At 43.4% G+C, this 20,895-nt stretch carries 15 protein-coding genes; 8 read left to right on the plus strand and 7 right to left on the minus strand.

Annotated features, from left to right (window positions below; all coding sequences use genetic code 11):
• Window positions 1–360 precede the first annotated feature (360 nt).
• Window positions 361–1,281, plus strand: coding sequence for an NAD(P)-dependent oxidoreductase (locus VJL_RS24685; protein WP_038881967.1), 921 nt, complete (start codon window positions 361–363; stop codon window positions 1,279–1,281).
• A gap of 105 nt (window positions 1,282–1,386) precedes the next feature.
• On the opposite strand, the gene VJL_RS24690 is transcribed toward VJL_RS24685, so the two are convergent.
• Together VJL_RS24690 and VJL_RS24695 are read right to left on the minus strand one after the other, a co-directional pair.
• Complete coding sequence (locus tag VJL_RS24690) at window positions 1,387–1,869, minus strand: YajQ family cyclic di-GMP-binding protein (RefSeq protein WP_038873018.1); 483 nt, start codon at window positions 1,867–1,869, stop codon at window positions 1,387–1,389.
• A gap of 32 nt (window positions 1,870–1,901) precedes the next feature.
• A complete protein-coding gene (locus VJL_RS24695) occupies window positions 1,902–2,954 on the minus strand; it encodes a 3-deoxy-7-phosphoheptulonate synthase (RefSeq protein ID WP_038873016.1) in 1,053 nt (350 codons plus the stop codon).
• A gap of 396 nt (window positions 2,955–3,350) precedes the next feature.
• Here VJL_RS24695 and VJL_RS24700 point away from each other — a divergent pair, with 396 nt between their 5' ends.
• The gene (locus VJL_RS24700) at window positions 3,351–3,842 is read left to right on the plus strand and encodes a PaaI family thioesterase (protein ID WP_038873013.1); all 492 of its coding nucleotides are present in this window, start codon (window positions 3,351–3,353) and stop codon (window positions 3,840–3,842) included.
• Window positions 3,843–3,867: 25 nt separating this feature from the next.
• Here VJL_RS24700 and VJL_RS24705 read toward each other — a convergent pair whose 3' ends face one another.
• Entirely contained in the window at window positions 3,868–5,220 is a 1,353-nt protein-coding gene (locus VJL_RS24705; protein ID WP_038881969.1) for a hypothetical protein, read from the minus strand.
• A 182-nt stretch (window positions 5,221–5,402) separates the two neighbouring features.
• Here VJL_RS24705 and VJL_RS24710 point away from each other — a divergent pair, with 182 nt between their 5' ends.
• Window positions 5,403–6,239 (plus strand): CvfB family protein, encoded by an 837-nt coding sequence (locus VJL_RS24710; protein WP_038873007.1) that lies wholly within the window; start codon window positions 5,403–5,405, stop codon window positions 6,237–6,239.
• Between the two features lie 324 nt (window positions 6,240–6,563).
• Here VJL_RS24710 and rsmF read toward each other — a convergent pair whose 3' ends face one another.
• The 4 genes from rsmF to VJL_RS24730 all read right to left on the minus strand — a co-directional run bounded on the left by rsmF (window position 6,564) and on the right by VJL_RS24730 (window position 13,847).
• Window positions 6,564–8,000, minus strand: coding sequence for a 16S rRNA (cytosine(1407)-C(5))-methyltransferase RsmF (rsmF, locus tag VJL_RS24715; protein WP_038873005.1), 1,437 nt, complete (start codon window positions 7,998–8,000; stop codon window positions 6,564–6,566).
• A gap of 131 nt (window positions 8,001–8,131) precedes the next feature.
• The gene (locus tag VJL_RS24720; protein ID WP_038881970.1) at window positions 8,132–10,786 is read right to left on the minus strand and encodes an MlaD family protein; all 2,655 of its coding nucleotides are present in this window, start codon (window positions 10,784–10,786) and stop codon (window positions 8,132–8,134) included.
• Entirely contained in the window at window positions 10,779–12,026 is a 1,248-nt protein-coding gene (locus VJL_RS24725; protein ID WP_038881973.1) for a paraquat-inducible protein A, read from the minus strand. Before VJL_RS24725 ends, VJL_RS24720 begins: the two co-directional genes overlap by 8 nt.
• 24 nt (window positions 12,027–12,050) lie before the next feature.
• Window positions 12,051–13,847 carry an ABC transporter ATP-binding protein gene (locus VJL_RS24730; protein WP_038881974.1) on the minus strand — a complete coding sequence of 599 codons (1,797 nt, stop codon included), beginning with the start codon at window positions 13,845–13,847 and terminating at the stop codon, window positions 12,051–12,053.
• 92 nt (window positions 13,848–13,939) lie between these two features.
• On the opposite strand from VJL_RS24730, the gene VJL_RS24735 reads away from it, so the two are divergent.
• The 5 genes from VJL_RS24735 (at window position 13,940) to pepN (ending at window position 20,865) form a co-directional block, all read left to right on the plus strand.
• A complete protein-coding gene (locus VJL_RS24735) occupies window positions 13,940–14,413 on the plus strand; it encodes a free L-methionine (R)-S-oxide reductase MsrC (protein ID WP_038881975.1) in 474 nt (157 codons plus the stop codon).
• A 98-nt stretch (window positions 14,414–14,511) separates the two neighbouring features.
• Complete coding sequence (proQ, locus tag VJL_RS24740; RefSeq protein WP_038872990.1) at window positions 14,512–15,138, plus strand: RNA chaperone ProQ; 627 nt, start codon at window positions 14,512–14,514, stop codon at window positions 15,136–15,138.
• A 17-nt stretch (window positions 15,139–15,155) separates the two neighbouring features.
• The gene (prc, locus tag VJL_RS24745; RefSeq protein WP_038872987.1) at window positions 15,156–17,150 is read left to right on the plus strand and encodes a carboxy terminal-processing peptidase; all 1,995 of its coding nucleotides are present in this window, start codon (window positions 15,156–15,158) and stop codon (window positions 17,148–17,150) included.
• A 210-nt stretch (window positions 17,151–17,360) separates the two neighbouring features.
• The gene (locus VJL_RS24750; protein ID WP_038872985.1) at window positions 17,361–18,026 is read left to right on the plus strand and encodes a hypothetical protein; all 666 of its coding nucleotides are present in this window, start codon (window positions 17,361–17,363) and stop codon (window positions 18,024–18,026) included.
• A 232-nt stretch (window positions 18,027–18,258) separates the two neighbouring features.
• Window positions 18,259–20,865, plus strand: coding sequence for an aminopeptidase N (gene pepN / locus VJL_RS24755; protein ID WP_038881977.1), 2,607 nt, complete (start codon window positions 18,259–18,261; stop codon window positions 20,863–20,865).
• The last annotated feature ends 30 nt before the right edge of the window (window positions 20,866–20,895 follow it).

A 20,895-nucleotide genomic window follows, 5' to 3' on the forward strand; every position in this document is an offset into this window, starting at 1 on the left:
CGGTAATCGACAAATCAACCAGTTATAAGCGTAGGTAAGGATCTGCTAATTCTCAAATATATAATTTAAAAAGAGTTTTGGAGAGAACTTACAAAGAACCTTGCGATTTAGAATGGCGAAATGTTAAATGTTTGTAAATAGTGCAACTGGTTGTCAAATTAGTGCATCAGAACAATCACTAAAAGAGTGTCAAAAACAAAAGGATAATAATTTGTTATTAAAAGTATCATTAGTAGAGGCGGGCTGAGTAAGCCGAAAATTTGAACAAAAATTATTTGTGACATCGAAACTAGGTGAACAGGTTGCCCTGTTTTTGGTAGCATGAATTTCGACAGTTATTTGAAGTAATCATGGATTGAAATGCGATATTTTCCTCTGTTCTTAGATTTAGTAGATAAACCCGTGCTGGTTGTAGGCGGTGGTGAAGTAGCAAGCCGTAAAGTAGAAGCCCTACTTAAAGCTGGCGCGGACGTTACGATTGTCTCCCCAAGCCTTGTCTACTTTCTTGATAAGCTTGCGCAAGAGCAACAAGTGCGATGGATTCAACGTTTTTATTCTAGTGACATTGTCACGAAATCGTTCATTCAAGTTTGGGCAACCACGGATAATCCAGAGTTAAACCATCAGGTTTACAAAGACGCTAAAGAGCTTGGCATATTAGTTAACGTTGTTGATGACAAGCCGTACTGTGATTTTATTACGCCTTCAATGATTAATCGTGGCCGCATTCAAATTGCCATTTCAAGTGGTGGCGCGTCTCCTGTTTTGATTCGAAATATTCGTGAAAAGCTTGAAGCTATTCTTCCGCAAAATATGGGATTGATGGCGGAGTTCGCTAACTCCAAACGCAATTCGATTAAAGAGGCACTACCGAGCGTCGACTTACGCAGGAAATTTTGGGAAAGTTATTTCTCTCATCCAGAAGTAGAGAACGCTCGCGATAATCGCGAATTGGAAATCATTTATCAACAAACCATGGCAAAACCTTTGGACGAGGAGGGAAGCTGTACCTGGATTCAAGTTGGGCAAGATGTCGAAATGCTGCCTATCAAAGCAGTCCGTTACATGCAGCAAGCCGAACTTGCCTTGTATTCGACGATGTGCGAAGTGGACGTCATGGAGTTGGTAAGAAGGGATGCTGAACGTGAACCTTTTAGAAGTGCCACCGAACTTTCTGATATGTTGACTAAAGCGAGAAAAGAAAACTTACGTGTGTGCGTGTTTGTACCTTCAGGGACGAGTGAATTCTCTTTATTGCAAGGGCAAGACCTAGTTATCTGATTATTTTGCATATAGTTTACGGACATAAAAAACGCCGACGAATAACTCGTCGGCGTTTTCAATTCTCGGTTTCCTCAATCGACAGGTGTTAATTGAGGAACCGAATTAATCACGGAAGTTGTTGTACTGAAATGGGATACCCATATCTGCTTCACGGATCGCTGCAATCGTCGCTTGGAGATCATCGCGCTTCTTACCTGTTACGCGAACTTTGTCGCCTTGGATAGAAGCTTGAACTTTAAGCTTTGCGTCTTTGATTAGCTTAACCACTTTCTTTGCGGTTGGTGTATCAATGCCTTGGCGGAAAGCAACGTTTTGGTGCCAGTTTTTACCTGTTGCTTCTGGATTTTTTGCGTCCATAGCATTTGCATCAATGTTGCGTTTAGCCAAGTGGCTACGCAGAATGTCACGCATTTGCTTAAGCTGAAACTCGCCTTCTGCTGACACTTTTACATTTTCTTCTACTAGCTCAAAGCTCGCATTCACATTGCGGAAATCGAAACGAGTAGACAGTTCACGGTTAGCGTTATCAACCGCGTTACGTAGTTCGACGGTATCGATTTCTGAAACAATATCAAACGATGGCATGAAGATTCCTTGATTATCTTGTTATAGGGAAATTACTTACTGGATTTAACTGCGGCTGCCAGCATATCTAGCATGGTTACAGTATCATCCCAACCTAGACATGGGTCAGTGATCGATTGACCGTAAGTTAGGTTGTTAATATCAGTCATTGGTTGATTGCCTTCAATAATGAAGCTCTCTGCCATAATACCAGCAATACGTGTGCTGCCTGACTTAATTTGGTCGCAAATGTCTTGAGCAACATCGATTTGTTTACGGTGTTGTTTTTGGCAGTTTGCGTGACTGAAATCGACGATCAAACGCTGCGGCAAATCGAACTCTGCTAGCGCGTCACAAGCTTGCTTAACAGAAGCTTCGTCAAAGTTAGGGCCTTTCTCACCACCACGAAGAATAATGTGACCGTAAGGGTTGCCGCTAGTGCGGTACACCGTCATACGCCCATTCTTGTCTGGGGAGTAGAAGTAATGTGATGCTTTAGACGCACGAATCGCATCGATGGCAATTTTCACGTTGCCGTTAGTACCGTTCTTGAAGCCAACTGGGCAAGATAGGGCAGACGCCATTTCACGGTGAATTTGCGATTCAGTCGTACGAGCACCAATTGCGCCCCATGTGATCAAATCAGCAATGTACTGGCCTGTAATCATATCAAGAAACTCAGTAGCAGTCGCAAGACCAAGCTTGTTGATATCCAGTAGCAGTTTACGCGCTTTGTGAAGACCGGCTTCAAGCGCATAAGAACCATCTAGGTTAGGGTCAGTAATCAAACCTTTCCAACCAACTACTGTACGCGGCTTTTCAAAGTATGTACGCATAACGATGAACAGTTCGTCTTTGTACTGATCTTGAATTTCGCTAAGACGCGTCGCGTAGTCAATTGCCGCTTCAGTGTCATGCACTGAACATGGGCCAACGATAGCAAGGATACGGTCATCCTCACCAGTTAAAATCTTTTCAATTTGTCGACGAGATTGAGCGATACGGTCAGCTACATCATCAGTGATTGGATGTACACTACCTAGCTCTGCGGGTGTCGGCATTGGACCCAAAGGTTGGGTTCTCAATTCATCTGTTTTTATAGGCATGTTATAGCTTTATTCTCTATTGCGAAGCGGTAAAGATAACGGAATTATAGTTAGGAATAAACCGTTTCACGGGATTCTTATCTAGTAAATACCGAATTGTATGTACTGCTGTTGGTATTCATTGGTGTTGCTTATATATAAATGACAAAACATGCTCTGGATATCAATACATAGTTGTTTGAATTTATAACCGTTTTTTCTATTTGCTAACAGAATAATTGTGCCAAATCGTAAGCAAAGCGTTGTAGGTTGGGAGTTTCATATATTGTGACCATGTCACGCGAAAATGCGCAAACGATTTGTTTTTTAACCAAGATCGATTTCTCGTTAACATTTCTTTGACATCTTTGAAGTTTGTTGATTGACTGGTCAGACTAGTTTAAAGGGAGTTTAAAAATGTTTTCAGCGGTTCGTCGTGCAAACCTTTACCTCAATCTGTTTGGCTTTTCAAAAGTGCCTTTAATTTGGCTATGTCGACCGAAGATCCTTGCGATTGATGATCAGCATGTCGAAGTAAGAATCCCGCTCAAGAGAAGAACCAAGAATCATCTTAATAGTATGTATTTTGGCGCATTGGCTGTTGGGGCAGATGTTGCTGGTGGCTTTCTTGCTATGAGTAAAGCACAAGAGCAAGGAGAGAAGATTTCACTCGCGTTTAAAGGAGTAAGTGCTGAATTCTTAAAACGTCCTGAGGGTGACGTACACTTTGTCTGTCATGATGGCCCTGTGATTGATGAAATGCTCAAAATCACGCTAGAAACCGGTGAACGCGTTAATCGAGATGTGAAGATCACCGCATTGTGTCCAAAGATTAATGGTGATGAACCAATGGCCGAGTTCTCTTTAACGCTCTCCATCAAAAAAGCAGCCCAAAAGCAGGCTGCTTAACTTAAGAATGGTGACTGACGTTAGTTTAATTCAATTCTATTTTCTCAATAGACACGATTTTCGAACGGTTTAACACGACTTTCCAACGATAGAAGACAGGCTCGTCAGTGTGGTTGTCTTCTTTCACAATCACGTTGACCAAGTGTCGCTTCTCTACAGACTCTTTACTCACTTGCCCTTCGTTCAGGCGATATACGCGGTTAGAGCTTTTGTCCATCAAACGGATAATTGGGCGTAAACTGATGTTTAGCGTTTCACGAGTTTGTTCATAGCCACTCAAAAATAACGACGTCGCCATCTCAGTTTTTGCATGGTAATGAAGAATTTGTTCTTCACGCTGCACGACGCGTTTCTTACGAATTTTCTGAATGCGATCAGGCAAGCTCGAAAGGGAACGATAGTCCAACCATTCCAATTTTCGACCCACCACTTTCTTTGTTGTCGGGTCCATGTACTTCTTACGCCACTTCGGTTTGCCTTTGCGGATCCAACGCCACATCGCGTCGCGTAGGTCATCTTTAAAGATTTCACGTAGAGCATAGATAAACGACATCGCAATGATAAAAGATGCAGAAATCTCTCCTAAGTAATCTCGGGCAAGAATAACGGTACTTGTGACCACGACCATCACCAAGCCCGTGGCTATGCCTTTAATCGCACGCTTGATGTTGTTTCCCATCGACATCGTTTTTTCGCTTAAAACGATAGGGTGCTCAATCAAACGTCTCAGCAAACGCATTTTATTCGACAAACGAGTTACATCTTCAACGACACTCGGCGAGTTATAGTTGTTGAGTTTACGGTGGGCTTGCTCTTTCTCACATAAAGTAATCAGACGATCTTTAATTGTGCTGTAATCGCCTTCGCGAGGAAGGTGCGCGACAAGAGACAAAAATTTTTGCTCAGTGTACCAAGACAAGTAGTTATCAATGTTCACGTAATAACGCTTGAGATTTTCTTCATAAGGAATGGAACGTCTCAAACGCTTAAGAATGTCGATAGTCAATTCGATGACTTCATCCACTTCTTCTGCGGTAACACTGTCGTTGTCATGCTTATTCAATGCTGCAACGGCCTTATCCAGAGCTGTGACGTATTGATACGCAAACAAACTCAAACTTACGCGATACTGTCGATTAGATAGGCGCCCTCGTTTGGCCAAGCGGCTATGCACGAGAGGGAGTAGCACTTCTGTACTGTAGTAAGAACGTTTTTGCGTGATGGAAGTGTAATAGAACTCAGACTCGCTGATGATGTCGGAGTTTAAACCTAATTCACCAGGCACAAAAATATAGATATCAAGATCAAGCGTTTTGCTCTTTGCCAATGCGTGGCTAATTTTTAAGGTTATCGAATCCTGTTTGTCGACGGTGACCAAGGAAGGCTCCTGATTTTGCTAAAGCATCCTATACCCATAAGCGTCCATTAAGCACAATAACTTAAGGTCGACTAGGATAAGTAGTTGAACGACGACAGCATAGCAGAGAGGATGGTATTTCTCTCTGATTTTCTTGTCAGTTTGGGTATAATTCCCAGTAAATTTAAAAAGAGACAAATTCAATGATTAAAATTGGTCAAATTAACAGCTTAGAAGTCACTAAAACGGCTGATTTTGGCGTATTTTTGGATGGTGATGATTACGGTTCAGTCATGCTGCCTAATAAATATGTACCAGAAGGTACGAATGTAGGCGATCATATTGACGTATTTCTTTACTTTGATTCAGAAAGTCAGCTAGCTGCGACCATTGATAAACCCATTGCTCAGGTTGGCGAGTGGGGCCTAATGCAAGTCGAAGGTGTCAGTAGCACTGGTGCTTTCGTAAATTGGGGCATCAAAGAAAAAGATCTTCTTATCCCGTTTAGTGAGCAACGTGCGCGCTTTACCGCTGGTCAAAACATTCTGGTTTACGTGTACACAGATAAAGCATCTGGTCGTATTGTCGGTACAACTAAGTTCAATAAGTGGCTGGATAAAACGCCAGCAAACTATGAAGTGAACGAAGAAGTTAACCTAATCATCGCAGAACGTAGCCAACTTGGTTATAAAGCGATTGTGAACGGCGAGCATTGGGGAATGATCTTCCCATCGGATGTGTTCGGTAAGCTGTTTATTGGTAAAAAGTTGAAAGGCTACATTAAGCAAATTCGCGAAGACGGCAAAATCGACCTTGCGCTACAAAAAGTAGGCGTGGCGAAAATGGATGATCTTTCGAGTAAAATCCTAGAGCTTTTAGAGAAGAAGGGTGGTTTCCTACCTCTAAACGATAAATCTACGCCAGAAGCGATTTTTGCAGCTTTCCGTACAAGTAAAGGCACGTTCAAAAAAACCATCGGCGGTTTGTACAAGCAAGGTAAGCTCGTGATTGAAAAAGACGGTATTCGTCTCGCTGAATAGAGCTTTAAGTTGCTGGTGGCGGAGGTTCATCAAGTTCAAACTCGATTTGGACGAAAATAGCAGTCAAAAAAATGGCCCAAACTCGTCCTTATTTTGGGCCTAGGGGAAACGGCTCCTTTCATAGAGCCTGCGCTAAACTTTTGACCAACACATCTTGTTGGTGAACATAGAGAGAAATGCCGTTTCAAAGCGATGCTTTGATATCTTCAGTTTAGTACAGGGGACTCGAATCGCTAGTGAACCCAGTTCCAATCATGCCTTAGAACCAAAAAGCCATCGTAAATACGATGGCTTTTCATTTGTTTATAGCATTTCACTTTGCTACTAAAATAAGTTCTTATCTCGCACTAATTCTCGTGGAAGGCCGTTTTTAATGCGGTTACTTACCCATTTACCAAGGCCAATGATCGCGCCTTCGTACTTCACTAATACTTCGCCTTTGCCGGTTTTCATCTCAGCTGGAATGTTTTGAGGGCGAACGTCTCGGCCCATATACCATTCACGAGCTTCGTCGATCGTAAGCTCAATCGCATTTTTCTCTAAACCTGTCGCCAGCGCCGTTGCTACTTGATGTTGCCAACGGTAGCCATTCTTATGCGCTTCGGCAATCTTGATACCCATGCGAGAGAAACGCAGTTCGCCAATCATCGGCTCTAGTGCGTCTGGGAAAAGCCACACATCTTTATCACGAATCCAAACCGTACTGTCTTCAGGTAACTTGATTTCCATTGCGCTTTGAAGCTGGTTAGCGATATCAGTGGATTCTTTGTTAGACGCTTTAACAAATGGGAATTTACCCATGCGTTTTTTGACTTTTGGTGCTTCTACGGCAGCAAGCTTACGTATACGTGCAACAAAGAAACCCTCACAGTCATACACTTGAGGGAAGATGTGTAAGAAGCCTTCTTCAGTCAACGCCGCCTCGGCATTATTAAACAGATCTTTTAAGCTCTCGAATTCAACCGCGTCACCAAATGTTTCTTTAAGATGATGGCAAACTTGTTGGTTTTCTTCCGTGCTCAACGTGCAGGTTGAATAAACCATCACGCCGCCGGGTTTAAGAGCGTGGAACGCACTTTCGATCAAATCTTTTTGAGTGTCTGCAATTTCAATGACTGATGTTTGCGTCCAGTTCTTCATTGCGTCTTCATCTTTACGCACTGTACCTTCACCGGAACATGGTGCGTCTAACAGAACGGCATCAAATTGTTCTGGTAGCCAGCCACCAAACACACGACCGTCGAAGTTACTTAATGCTGCGTTACGCACACCACAACGTTCGATGTTTGCGTGTAGCACTTTTACACGACTTGCCGCGTATTCATTCGCGACCAAAACGCCTTCATTGTTCATTAAGGCAGCTATTTGAGTTGTTTTAGAGCCCGGAGCCGCAGCGGTATCGAGCACTGCGTCATACGATTCGTCATTCATGAATAAGGCGGATACCGGCATCATTGAGCTGGCTTCTTGAATATAAAACAACCCAGACATGTGTTCTGCGGTATTGCCTAATGGTACGAGCGATTCATCTGCTTCGATCCAAAAACCAGTCTCACACCAGGGTACAGGAGATAACTTCCAACCTTTTGCCTTTGCTCGCTCTAAAAACGCCTCTACGCTGACTTTCAACGTATTAACGCGAATACTCTTGCGCAACGGCTTTTGGCACGACGCTACGAAGTCATCCATGTTGAGGTGAGCAGGAAGAATAGTTTTGATTTTTTCCAGAAATGCTTCTGGGATGTAAACATTAGGATGCAAAGTGGAATCTCGATTGCAGAATTTGCTGCAAATGATATACGAAACTGGGTTAGAAACGAATAGCCACAAAGGCTACGGTAATAAAAAGAGCAGCGATTGCTGCTCTTTAGTCTATCTTGGTTATCTATGAATCATGGTTTGGGGATCGCTGTGCGCCATTCCAACCAACTCTCTTCAGCTTGAGGGTACAAGTAGAAAGAGTGACCTTTTTTTGCTGCTGGTGGAATTTGAGATTGCTCTGGTGTTGAGAAAGCGATACCACCACGTACAAGGCTATCAATTGTACCTGCTTTAATGTTTGCTCCACCTAAACCAATCGAAACATCAACGCCAGACACGTTCCAGAATACACTGTTCTGACGAACTAGGTAGGCATATTCTGGCTGAATTTCAATCTGGGTAATCACACGATCAGCGAATTCTCCTAAATGCACATCCGTTACCTGACCAACTTCCATTTGACGGTATAGGATAGGGGTGCCAATCTGTACTGAGCCACGCTGTTCACTTTGTAAGGTAAAACGTATCCCTTGTGAGCGCGCATTACCTTTCTCTAGATCAAATTTGAATGCTGCTGCACCTTGGCCCGGTTCCACGCTAATGGATTTAGACACTAATGCGCCTAGGTTTTTAACACCGCCTAAGCCAATTTCTGGTTCAGTTAGCCAAAAGTGTGACCCGGTAACGGCAATATCTTTCACATATTCAGGCAAAATACGGGCAGTCACTTCAACCATTTCTCGGCGGAAGTTAGGGACCACTAAAGTGACTTCACCGACTTTGACACCTTGGTATTTTATTGGCATCCCTTTGCTTACTTCCTGAGAACCGTCTGTTTCCAAAGCGATGACACGTCCAAACTTACGCGCTTGCTTTTGATCTTGATAGAGCTTCCAGCGTTGGCCAATTTTGTTCTCAATACCTGGAATTGAATCGAACGCGATACCGCCTTTAATTAAGGATTTAAGCGGGTGTGCCTTAACGGTGATTCCAGCAAGTGAAGCGTCGACCTCAACGCCTGAGCGATTCCAAAATACGGTTTGAGCCGTAATCAGATGTGCGTAGCGGTTTTCAATCGTGGCTTTTACGATGACGCCACCATCGACTAAATTGAAATCAGACACGCTGCCCACGGGCAGATTTCGGTAGAGCAGAGGACTGCCTTTCGAAATCGGAGGCAACTCAGAAGCAAATAAGTTAAGCGTTTTCGAACCACTCTGGTTGTATTGCGCTAATTCAGCTAAAGATTCACTTTGGAATAGTTGGTACTCTTTTTGAATCTTTTCCGCGCCTTGGCTAACAAAGCTGATTGAACCTGCTAACAGTTGTTTGGCCGGTGGGACCGTCACACTGAGGCCCGATTCGGTGAGCTCGGCCGATGCACTGCCTGTTACATAGAAGCGGTTGTTGGATTTGATGAGGTGTTTGTATTCTTGATCAATCAACACATCCATGAAAACTTCATGATTCGCTTGCTGAGCTTTCTCTTCATCGAGTAGCCCTACTTTAATGATTGAACCCACAACAATGCCTTTGTAGAGGACGTTTGCACCGCTATCTAAGCCGAATGAGTTATCCGAAACAAGGCGAATCGCGATCGATTTCTCCTGCTGCTGATTAAAGACGTTTTTACGAATAGCAGTAAACTGACGTGCACGTTCACCTTCACCTGGAACGATGGTTAAGAAATTGCCACGAACAAGGTTAGCGATATTTTCGACACCAGAAAGTGATACTTTTGCTTCTTCAAGAACAAAACGTGTACCAGAGGTAAGCATGTCACTGAATGCGGGTTGGATTGCAGCAGAAGCAAGAATGACCTCACGACCTTCAGATAGGTTTAAATCCGTGACTTGGCCGACTTCAATCCCACGATACATGATCGGAGCACCTTCAGCGCTGATTTTGTTGTCATCTGGAAGGGCAATTTTGATTGCGATACCACGGCCTGCGGTTTTAAGGTCTTTATATAAACGAAATTCTTTATAATCTTCGACTGGCTCACCATCGTCTGGTGAGTCGACCGCGATCGCACCACCAAGTAGGGCGCTCATGCTTTCTAGGCGGACATCAACGCCTTCAAAACCGATGCTTGCACCAATACCACTCACATTCCAAAAACGACTGCGGTTGTTGATGATGTGTCGGTATTGATCCTGAATGTTGGCTTGGATCGTAATGGATTTCGCATCTTCGTTTAATTGGTAGCTGTAAACTTCACCAATAGGGATTTTTTTATAAACAATCTGAGAACCAATGGAAACGCCGCCTAAGTCACGACTTTTTAGTTTGATATTGAGCCCTTGAGTGACACGAAGATCAGTCGGTGCGGAATCAAGTGCGTGGAACGACGTTTCAAACTCTTTACTGTCACCCGGTTGGATAGAAATATAGTTACCGGAGACAAGAGCATCTAACCCAGATACACCAGTTAAACTTGCGGTCGGTTTAACGAGCCAAAAGCGTGTTTTCTCATTAAGCAATTTGGTTGCTTCTGGGTAAATGTCTGCATCGACATAAATGCTGCCTAAATCCTCAGACAAGTTGATGTCGCGTACCATACCCACTTCCAAGCCTTGATAGCGAATCGTCGTACGGCCAGCAATTAAACCGGCTGCATCAGAGAAGTGGATTTGTACCCGCTGTCCAGCGTCATGAATGGACTTAACGACGAGCCAACCGGCTAAAATCATCGTCAAGATCGGCAGGAGCCAAAGGGGAGAAATGCCTTTACTCCTCTTTATCTCTGGCTCGTATGACGTTTGAGAACTGTTCTGATCACTCATTAATTGACTCTTTTTCTGATTGTTTTGGGGCTTGGTCCCAGATAAGCCTTGGATCAATGCTCTCCGCGGCGAGCATTGTAAGAACGACAACTACACCAAACGCTACCGCACCGTAGCCTGGTGTGAAATCGAGAATTTGTCCACGATCGACCAATGTCATCATGATAGAGATAACAAACAAATCCATCACGGACCATTTACCGATCCACTTTACTGCAAAGTAAACCATCATTCGCTGTCTTCGAAACACCGAACGTTTAAATTTTATACATAGCAAGATGTAGGTGAGACCAAGGATTTTTGCCACAGGTACGACAATACTGGCAACAAAAATGATCACTGCGATACCGTACATCCCATTTTTGACTAAACCAGCAACGCCCGAAAATATCGTATCTTCTAAACGTTTGCCGTTCGTAAGCAAGATAGAGATAGGGATTAGGTTCGCCGGAAAAATAGCAATGGTTGCTGCGATTAGGTAAGCCCAAGTTTTTTGGATTGAATTTGGCTTACGATGGTAAAGCGCATGATTACAACGGCGGCATTTATCACTTTCTGGTTGAGAAAGGTGACACTCGTGACAATGTACGTCCTTGTGTTTAAAGTCATAGCTCGTCTCAGACTGCCATGACTCCCAGTAGCGACGGACGCTAATACGAGAAATCAACAAAACAGTGAAGATTTGCAGTAGTACGAGGCCGATTAATCCTGGTCCGACGAAAATGTCAGAGTAGTCCTGAAGCTTGAAACAGGAGATTGCGATACTGACCAAAAATACATCCAGCATGACCCAATGTTTAAGGTGTTGGATTAGCCACAGTGAAACCCTAAGTCCTTTAAACCAACGCTTGTGTAATGACCAATGTGCGGTTACGACAGAGCTGCATACGATCAGTGGGGCGAGGGAGCTGCAAAACAGAATTAAGATAGAAAGAAGGACAAAGCCTTCTTGAAACAGCGTAATCATCCCAGATGGCAGTGTTGCCGGTATCATTACACCGAACAGACGAATGCTGATGAAATTAAAAAAATGTGAAGGGATGAACAGGAGAATGCAGGTAACCGCGATAGCAAGATTACCAGACAAGCTTGGACTGCCACCTCGATACAACTCAGTACCGCAGCGTGGGCAGTGCGCATTTCTTCGATTAGGTAAATCGACAATATCGACAGGTAACTCGCAACCTTGGCATAAGCGAACATTATTGGGTTGCGACGCATGTTTAGACAGAGAGGTCACAACGACCTCTCCACTAAGAATGGTTTAAGCGTGGGACTGAATGCCCCCGTATAGGGTTTGATATAAGCCTTCTTGCTCAACAAGCTCACCATGGGTTCCTGTTTGCGTCACTCTTCCGTCCTCAAGCACATAAATCAAATCAGCTTGCTTAACGGCAGATAAGCGGTGCGCGACGATTAGTGTCGTTCTACCACGTAAGAATTCAGTTAACGCCTTATGAAGAGCCGCTTCAGTTGCGGTATCCAATGCAGACGTTGCTTCATCTAGGATAACAAATTGTGGATTACTCAACACCATTCGTGCAATAGCTAAACGTTGACGTTGGCCCCCAGATAGGCGAATACCATTGCGTCCGATTTGCGTATCCAAACCGTGGTTTAGTTGAGAAATTACATCTTGCAACTGCGCAACTTCTAGAGCGCGCCACAATGATATTTCGTCAAAATCCCCACCGAGGGTCAGATTATGCCTCAACGAGTCATTAAATAGTATAGGTTGTTGTAAAACCACGGCAATTCTGTCGCGTATCACTTCAAAGCTAATGTCGTCTGTCAGTTCATCATTAAAACGGATTGAACCTGCGTTTTGTCTGTATACGCCAATCAACAGCTGAATCAGCGTCGATTTACCACCACCACTTGCACCGACCAAGGCTACTTTCTTACCAGCTGGGATGTGTAACGAGAGATCGTCCAACACTTTGTTTTCATTATTGTATGAAAAATCAACATGTTCGATTTTTACATCAACTTCTTTATTTTCTTTGAAAGGATTTACCTTAGAGACAGGTCTATGTTCTTCTTCCAATTCTAATAGGTCGTTAATGCGTTTTAGTGCGGCTTTTGCGCTATACCAAGAGAATTGGATGCCCAGTAGTTCTTGGACTGGAGAGAGCATAAACCAAAGGTAACCGAATACTGCGAAGATTTGACCAATGGTGAGGTCACTGAACATCACCATTAACATCGCAACAGCACGGAACAGCTCAAAGCCAATTAAAAATAAGAGGAAAGAAACTCGACCCGCGGCTTCGGATTGCCATGCATACTTGTCCGCATCAATACGAACTTGGTCAGCGTTGTTCTTCAATTGCTGTAGAAATTCTCGTTCTTTGTTTGCTGCGCGTAATTGATAGATACCATCTAGCGTTTCGACTAATCGATTCTGGAAGATTTCGAATGAATGGTTTTCCTTACGTTTTAGGTGTTTAACCATGCTCCCCAGTTTGCGAGAGAAGTAGATAACGATAGGGTTAACCAAAAGAATAAAGAGGCCGAGACGCCAGTCGAGCCATAGAAGGACAATGGCGGTACCAATCACCGTTAGAAAACTGATAACAAATTTAGCTAACGTAGAACCAATGAATTTATCAATAGTCTCAATGTCGGTGATAAGGTGAGCATTGATGCCACCGCTGCCTTTTGTCTCGTATTGTCGAATACTGATGCGACCGAGTTTGTCGATCATTTTACTTCGCATTTCAAACGTGATGGTTTTGGAGACTAAAGTAAATTGTCGGCTCTGAAGAATATTGAACGCTTGGCTGCCTGCCCGCATGAGCACAACCAAAAAGAGAGTAAAGAAAATATATCCCGTAGGTGTATGCCACGTTTCAGGTAAGACTGCATTCATTGCCGCAAGGCCTGATGCCGGTTTGTCCAATAAGACTTCATCCACCATTAAAGGCATAAGAAGAGGGATTGGAACACTAATCAAGGTTGCAAGAACAGCAATCAAGTTCGCCACAATCAACTTGGACTTGTGCTTTTTGACTTGTGTTATCAACCAAGAACGGCTAATAGTGTCGTTTTTCGGATTCATTGTAATTGAGAATAAGTCCTATTAAAAAGTAGGGCTGCATTGTAGCGCCATACTGTAAGAATGGAAGCCTAAATAAAAAGTAGGAAGTTAATATGAACATAGAACAATACCAAAGACTTACCAAACAAGCCGTAGCGCTGATCGAGTCAGAAAAAGACTACGTCGCGAACCTTGCCAACATCAGCTCACTACTATTTATGGAGCTTGACGAGCTCAACTGGGCGGGTTTTTACCTTAAAAAAGGAAATGAACTGGTACTTGGGCCATTTCAAGGCAAACCTGCTTGCGTTCGTATCCCAATGGGGCGTGGTGTTTGTGGTACAGCTGCTCAAACTAATACCGTACAAAGAGTATACGACGTTCATGAGTTTGAAGGTCACATTGCCTGTGATGCTGCGAGTAATTCGGAAATTGTTATTCCTTTTACTATCAATGGAGAAGTGGCTGGCGTATTGGATATTGATAGCCCAAATATCGGCCGATTCGATGAAACAGACGAAGAAGGACTCACTCATTTTATGTCAGAAGTAGAAAAGCTGCTTAATTCGCACGCTAACGACGCATAAATTCGTCCTCTAGTGTGGTTTTTCCTTGGCATGTCACTATAATACGAGAATATTTTTTCTTAATGCTTCGCGGAAATCCGCTCAAACCAGGAACCCTCATGACTGAAAAGTTAAAAAACAGCAAAGAAGTTATCGCATACATTGCTGAATGTTTCCCTAAGTGCTTTACTTTAGAAGGTGAAGCAAAGCCTCTGAAAATTGGTATTTTTCAAGATCTTGCGGAACGTCTAAATGAAGACGAAAAAGTAAGCAAAACTCAGCTTCGTGCAGCGTTAAGACAGTACACTTCATCATGGCGTTACCTACACGGTGTAAAACCAGGTGCAGTACGTGTTGATCTAGATGGCAACCCATGTGGTGAGCTAGAGGAAGAACACGTAGAACACGCAAAAGCAACACTAGCTGAAAGCAAAGCGAAAGTTCAGGCTCGTCGTAAAGAACAAGCACAAAAAGCTCGTGAAGAGGGTAAGGCGAAAGCGAAACCTGCGGCTAAAAAGCCACAACAGCCTCGTCGTACTAACAAACCAAAAGTACAAAAAGAAAGTAAGCCTGTTGAAACACGCGCGCTAAACGCTGATGAAATCACAATCGGCAACGCAGTAAACGTGAACATGGGTAAAGGAAACATGGCAGCGACCATTGTTGAAGTCAATAAGGAAGATGTACGTGTTCAACTTGCTAACGGCCTGCAAATGGTTGTGAAAGCGGAGCACTTGCGCGCATAAGGGAGATACTCCTACGCATGAATTGCCGTTCAAAAGTGACACTGATTGCTGCTAGCTTCTGGCTAGCAGCATCAGCTCAGGCTCTCGAAGCCAAACTAAACAAAGATGACTTGCCGGTTCTTGCTCCTGAAGTTCAGCATGAAACAGCCAGCAAACGAGTAACTTCTCGATTTACCCGCTCTCATTATAAGCACTTCAATCTGAATGATGATTTCTCTAAAGCGATCTTTGAACGCTACGTAGAAATGCTTGATTACAATAGAAATATTTTTACTCAAGCGGACATTGATTCTTTTAAAGATTGGTCGATCAGTCTTGATGATCAGCTAAAAGCTGGTAACAACAAGATTGCATTTGATGTTTATAACCTTTCGATGCAAAAACGTTTCGAACGTTTTGCCTATGCGTTAACTCTGCTTGATAAAGAAATCAAATTCGATACTGAAGACTTTATTGAACTGGATCGTTCTGAAGCGACTTGGCCTAAAGACGAAGCAGAGTTAAATGAGCTTTGGCGTAAACGCGTTAAGTACGACGCTCTAAACCTAAAACTGACTGGTAAAGACTGGCCAGAAATTAAAGAGGTTTTAGAGAAGCGTTACAATAACGCAATGAAGCGAATCACTCAGACTCGTAACGAAGATGCCTTCCAGCTGTACATGAATGCATTCGCTCGAGAAGTAGACCCGCATACTAGCTACTTATCACCTCGCAACGCTGAACAATTTCAATCTGAGATGAACCTCTCTCTTGAAGGTATTGGTGCGGTGCTCCAAATGACGGATGACTACACAGTGATTCGTTCACTTGTTGCAGGTGGTCCGGCATCTAAAAGTAAGCAGTTAGGTGAGGGTGACCGCATCATCGGTGTTGGGCAAGATGGTGAAGATGTTGTTGACGTAATTGGTTGGCGTTTAGATGACGTTGTTCAGTTAATTAAAGGCCCTAAGGGGACTAAAGTTAACCTAGAAATCTTGCCGGATGGTAAAGAAGCTAAGAGTTACGTTGTCACTATTGTGCGTGACAAAGTTCGTTTAGAAGACAGGGCAGTCAAATCTGAAATAATAGAGAAAGACGGTAAGAAAATTGGTGTACTAGAGGTACCAAGTTTCTATGTTGGTCTCTCGAAAGACACAGATAAACTGATTTCTGAACTCAAAACGAAAAACGTTGATGGCATTATCGTCGATTTGCGTAACAACGGCGGCGGTGCTCTAACCGAAGCAACGGCACTGACTGGTCTATTCATCAAAGAAGGCCCTGTTGTTCAAGTTCGTGATAGTTATGGTCGCATCAAAGTTAACGCGGATACTGATGGTCAAGTCAGCTATGATGGACCACTGACGGTATTGATTAACCGTTATAGTGCCTCTGCTTCTGAGATCTTTGCCGCAGCACTGCAAGATTACGATCGTGCCGTGATTTTGGGTGAAAACTCATTCGGTAAAGGGACGGTTCAGCAACATCGTTCATTGAATCATATTTATGATCTTTTCGATAAAGAACTCGGGTATGTTCAGTACACGATTCAAAAGTTCTACCGTATTGATGGCGGAAGTACTCAGAACCGTGGTGTCGCTCCAGATATTGCTTATCCAACGCCTGTGGAACCAAGTGAAACTGGAGAGAGTGTTGAGGACAATGCACTACCATGGGACAGCATTGATAAAGCGAAATATCAGATGTTCCCAAGTAATGACGCTTTGGTTACCAAACTAACAGAACTTCACAACAAACGTATCGCTGATGAAATGGAGTTCCGTTTTATCAATGAAGATATCGAAAAGTATCGTAAAGAGAAGGATGATAACTTATTGTCTCTTAACGAAAAAGTTCGTGAAGAAGAATCTGATGAAGCAGAAGCATTACGTTTGAAGCGCATCAACGAACGCCAAGTTGCAATGGGCAAAAAACCATTTAAGACTTTGGATGACGTGCCGAAAGACTACGAAGCACCAGACGTATACCTGGACGAATCAGTAGCGGTCATGGTTGATATGTTGAAAGGCTAAAAATTTAGTCATAACAACTAGCAATTCTGTTGTTTAAGAGCGAGTCATAGTGATTCGCTCTTTTTTTATGCGCTTTTCGCTAGGGGTATTCACTGCAAATAAGTTAATTCTGCGCTTAATTTTCTTTAACAATTTACGTGATGTAGATCAAATATTTCGCGAAAGTGAGATCTAAAGCCTAAGCTAAAAGAAAACGATAAGGATACCGTTATGAAATGGTTCATTATTTTACTTAGCTTTTGCTGCTTTAGCGTTTCTAGTGCGGAAACCAACAAAGAAGACGAACTCAGTCACTTTGATACTCCTTTTCTCATAGGGGATTGGTACTTAATGAACCCAAACCCTGAGGATTCAGCGGAGAATTTTCGCGCAATCAAACTGACACTTGGTTCTAATTATACTTTCTCAATAGATATCCAAAAGAAAGACTATTCTATCGATCATTGGGAAGGACTATACAACGCTAATGAGGACACCATTGTTCTTGGGTTAAACACAGATGAACCGCAAATCTACGCCTATCAAAACAACCACAACACGCTTGACCTAAACGGTGTGACTTTTACCAAAGGACTCTCCAACGCACTAGCTGGTATTTGGTCAAGTTCTCATGTTGCAGGAGATGGTATGTTGGCGAACAACATCAACCAAATGGACCTTATCCTCCAGCCTGATTTTGTCTTTATGTTCCGTGTCGCTAATGAATCTGGAGAAGAATCAGTGAAACAGGGTGTCTTTTATACCGAGGGTGAACACCTAGTCCTTTTGTACGAAAACGGTGAGCATGGCACGCGCTATAAGCTGAACCAAAACGAGCTTACTATTGAGGATTCTAGTGGAGAGATGTACGCGGTACTCAATCGAGTCACACCCTAAATGATTCATTTCCATTATTTCACGCTGGTTTATTAATAGTGAAATATTCTGATGTTGATTAAATGTTAAACAGAAAGCGGAGCTAAGCCACTAAAAGCTCCGTTTTTTTATAGAAAGACTTGTATTCTGATACCACAACCCCTACAAATAGCTTATATCGTGATACCAGTGTGAGGTGTTTGAGCCTCCGGTCCTGGTATTTTTGTGGTTCTATATACAAGGATTTATGGACATGTCTCAAGCTCCCCAAGCAAAATATCGCAAAGACTATCAAGCGCCTTCGCATGCGATTATTGATATCGATTTAACGTTTGATCTTTACGACAACGACACTATCGTGACCGCAGTATCAAAAGTAGTTCAAAAGGGTGAATCAACAACTTTAGAATTAGACGGTGAAGGGCTAGAGCTTCGCTCCGTAAAAGTAAATGGTGAAGATTGGGCTCATCATGAAGTAAAAGAAGCCTCTTTAGTGCTTAGTGATTTGCCTGCGGAATTTGATTTAGAAATCGTTACTAAGATCGACCCGGAAGCAAACTCGGCACTTGAAGGTCTTTACAAATCAGGTGGTGCGTTTTGTACGCAGTGTGAAGCAGAAGGCTTCCGTCGTATTACTTACTACCTAGACCGTCCAGATGTTCTTGCGAAATACACAACAAAAGTGATTGCAGACAAAGCTGTTTATCCGTTCCTACTTAGCAACGGTAACCGCGTTGCAGAAGGCGAAGCAGAAAACGGTCGTCATTGGGTTCAATGGCAAGACCCACACCCAAAACCAGCTTACTTGTTTGCGTTGGTAGCCGGTGATTTTGATGTACTACGTGACAAATACACAACCACATCAGGTCGTGAAGTAGACCTAGAAATCTTTGTCGACAAAGGCAACCTAGATCGCGCTGGTCATGCGATGACTTCACTTATCAACTCAATGAAGTGGGATGAAGACCGCTTTGGTCTTGAATACGACCTAGATATTTACATGATCGTGGCCGTTGATTTCTTCAACATGGGCGCGATGGAGAACAAAGGTCTAAACATCTTCAACTCGAAGTTTGTCCTTGCGAATGAAAAAACCGCGACTGACCGTGAATACCTTGGTATTGAGGCTGTAATCGGTCACGAATACTTCCATAACTGGACGGGTAACCGCGTTACTTGTCGTGACTGGTTCCAACTGAGTTTGAAAGAAGGCCTAACGGTGTTCCGCGATCAAGAGTTCTCATCTGATCTTGGTTCACGTGCAGTAAACCGCATCGACAACGTTCGCATTATCCGCGGTCCTCAATTCGCGGAAGATTCAAGCCCAATGTCGCATCCAATTCGTCCGGATAAAGTTATTGAAATGAATAACTTCTACACGCTAACCGTGTACGAAAAGGGTAGCGAAGTGATCCGCATGTATCATACGCTACTTGGCGAAGAAGGTTTCCAAAAAGGCATGAAACTGTACTTCGACCGTCATGATGGTACTGCAGCAACGTGTGAAGATTTCGTTTCTGCAATGGAAGACGCAACGGGCGTTGACCTTAAGCAATTCCGTTTATGGTACAGCCAGTCTGGCACGCCAACACTTCGTGTAAACAGTGAATTCAATGCGGAAGCAAAAACTTACGCACTAACGGTTGAGCAATTTACTGAAGCAACGCACGACCAATCAGAAAAACAATCGCTACATATTCCATTCGATATTGAGCTATACGCGCAAAACGGTGACGTGATTCCACTGGTTATCAACGGTGAATCAGTACACAACGTGCTGGACGTGAAGCAAGACAAACAGACTTTCGTATTCGAAAACGTCGCAGAACAACCAGTGCCATCATTGCTTCGTGAGTTCTCTGCACCGGTTAAATTGGAATACGATTACAGCGATGATGAACTGTTCTTCTTGATGAAGCACGCAACAAACGATTTTGCTCGTTGGGATGCAAGTCAAATGCTGCTAGCGAAGTACATTCGTCAAAACGTAACTAACGTTCACGCGGGTGGTGAGGTTAAGCTATCAGAAGACTTAATCGATGCATTCCGTGGCGTGTTACTTGATGCGAATCTTGAGCCAGCGTTTATCGCACAAGTTCTGTCTTTACCTTCAATTAACGAAATCACTGGCTGGTACAAGCAGATTGATATTGATGCGGTAGATACGGTACTGAATAGCATTACAGTGTCACTTTCTGAAGAACTAGAAGATGAACTTAGTGCCACTTACCACGCATTGAACCAAGCGGAGTACAGCATTGACCATGCAGCGATTGGCAAACGCGCTCTACGCAACCAGTGCTTGCAGTTCTTGGCTTACACTGAAAAGGGTAACGAGCTAGCAAAAGCGCAGTATGAATCATCAAACAACATGACCGATACGATCGCGGCAATGAGTGCTGCGAACAATGCGCAACTTGAATGTCGTGAAGCGCTAATGGCGGATTACAGCGACAAGTGGAAACACGATGGTCTGGTTATGGACAAATGGTTTGTTCTTCAGGGCAGCAACCCAGTTGAAAACGCACTTGAGAAAGTGAAAGAAACCATGAGCCACGAAGCATTTAGCTTGAAGAACCCGAACCGTACGCGTAGCTTAATTGGTTCTTTCTTAAACGCAAACCCAGTGCGCTTCCATGATAAATCAGGCTCTGGCTACCAGTTTGCTGGTGAGATCCTTCGTCAGTTGAACGATACCAACCCACAAGTGGCGTCTCGTATGATCGATCCTCTATTGAAGTTCCGTAAATACGATGAAGGCCGTCAAGCGCTTATCCGTGCAGAGCTTGAAAAGCTTAAAGCGATGGACAATTTAGCGAAAGACCTATTCGAAAAAGTGACTAAAGCACTAGACGAATAATCGACAAAAGAATAGGGTGGTCGTTAAGAT

The sequence above is a fragment of the Vibrio jasicida CAIM 1864 = LMG 25398 genome, from assembly GCF_000400365.1.
Taxonomy (GTDB): Bacteria; Pseudomonadota; Gammaproteobacteria; order Enterobacterales; family Vibrionaceae; genus Vibrio; species Vibrio jasicida.

Excerpts from the sequence above, each read along its gene's own strand:
- VJL_RS24685 (WP_038881967.1), top strand. The coding sequence starts at position 361 with ATGCGATATTTTCCTCTGTTCTTAGATTTAGTAGATAAACCCGTGCTG.
- VJL_RS24690 (WP_038873018.1), bottom strand. The coding sequence starts at position 1,869 with ATGCCATCGTTTGATATTGTTTCAGAAATCGATACCGTCGAACTACGT.
- VJL_RS24695 (WP_038873016.1), bottom strand. The coding sequence starts at position 2,954 with ATGCCTATAAAAACAGATGAATTGAGAACCCAACCTTTGGGTCCAATG.
- VJL_RS24700 (WP_038873013.1), top strand. The coding sequence starts at position 3,351 with ATGTTTTCAGCGGTTCGTCGTGCAAACCTTTACCTCAATCTGTTTGGC.
- VJL_RS24710 (WP_038873007.1), top strand. The coding sequence starts at position 5,403 with ATGATTAAAATTGGTCAAATTAACAGCTTAGAAGTCACTAAAACGGCT.
- VJL_RS24720 (WP_038881970.1), bottom strand. The coding sequence starts at position 10,786 with ATGAGTGATCAGAACAGTTCTCAAACGTCATACGAGCCAGAGATAAAG.
- VJL_RS24730 (WP_038881974.1), bottom strand. The coding sequence starts at position 13,847 with ATGAATCCGAAAAACGACACTATTAGCCGTTCTTGGTTGATAACACAA.
- VJL_RS24735 (WP_038881975.1), top strand. The coding sequence starts at position 13,940 with ATGAACATAGAACAATACCAAAGACTTACCAAACAAGCCGTAGCGCTG.
- proQ (WP_038872990.1), top strand. The coding sequence starts at position 14,512 with ATGACTGAAAAGTTAAAAAACAGCAAAGAAGTTATCGCATACATTGCT.
- prc (WP_038872987.1), top strand. The coding sequence starts at position 15,156 with ATGAATTGCCGTTCAAAAGTGACACTGATTGCTGCTAGCTTCTGGCTA.
- VJL_RS24750 (WP_038872985.1), top strand. The coding sequence starts at position 17,361 with ATGAAATGGTTCATTATTTTACTTAGCTTTTGCTGCTTTAGCGTTTCT.
- pepN (WP_038881977.1), top strand. The coding sequence starts at position 18,259 with ATGTCTCAAGCTCCCCAAGCAAAATATCGCAAAGACTATCAAGCGCCT.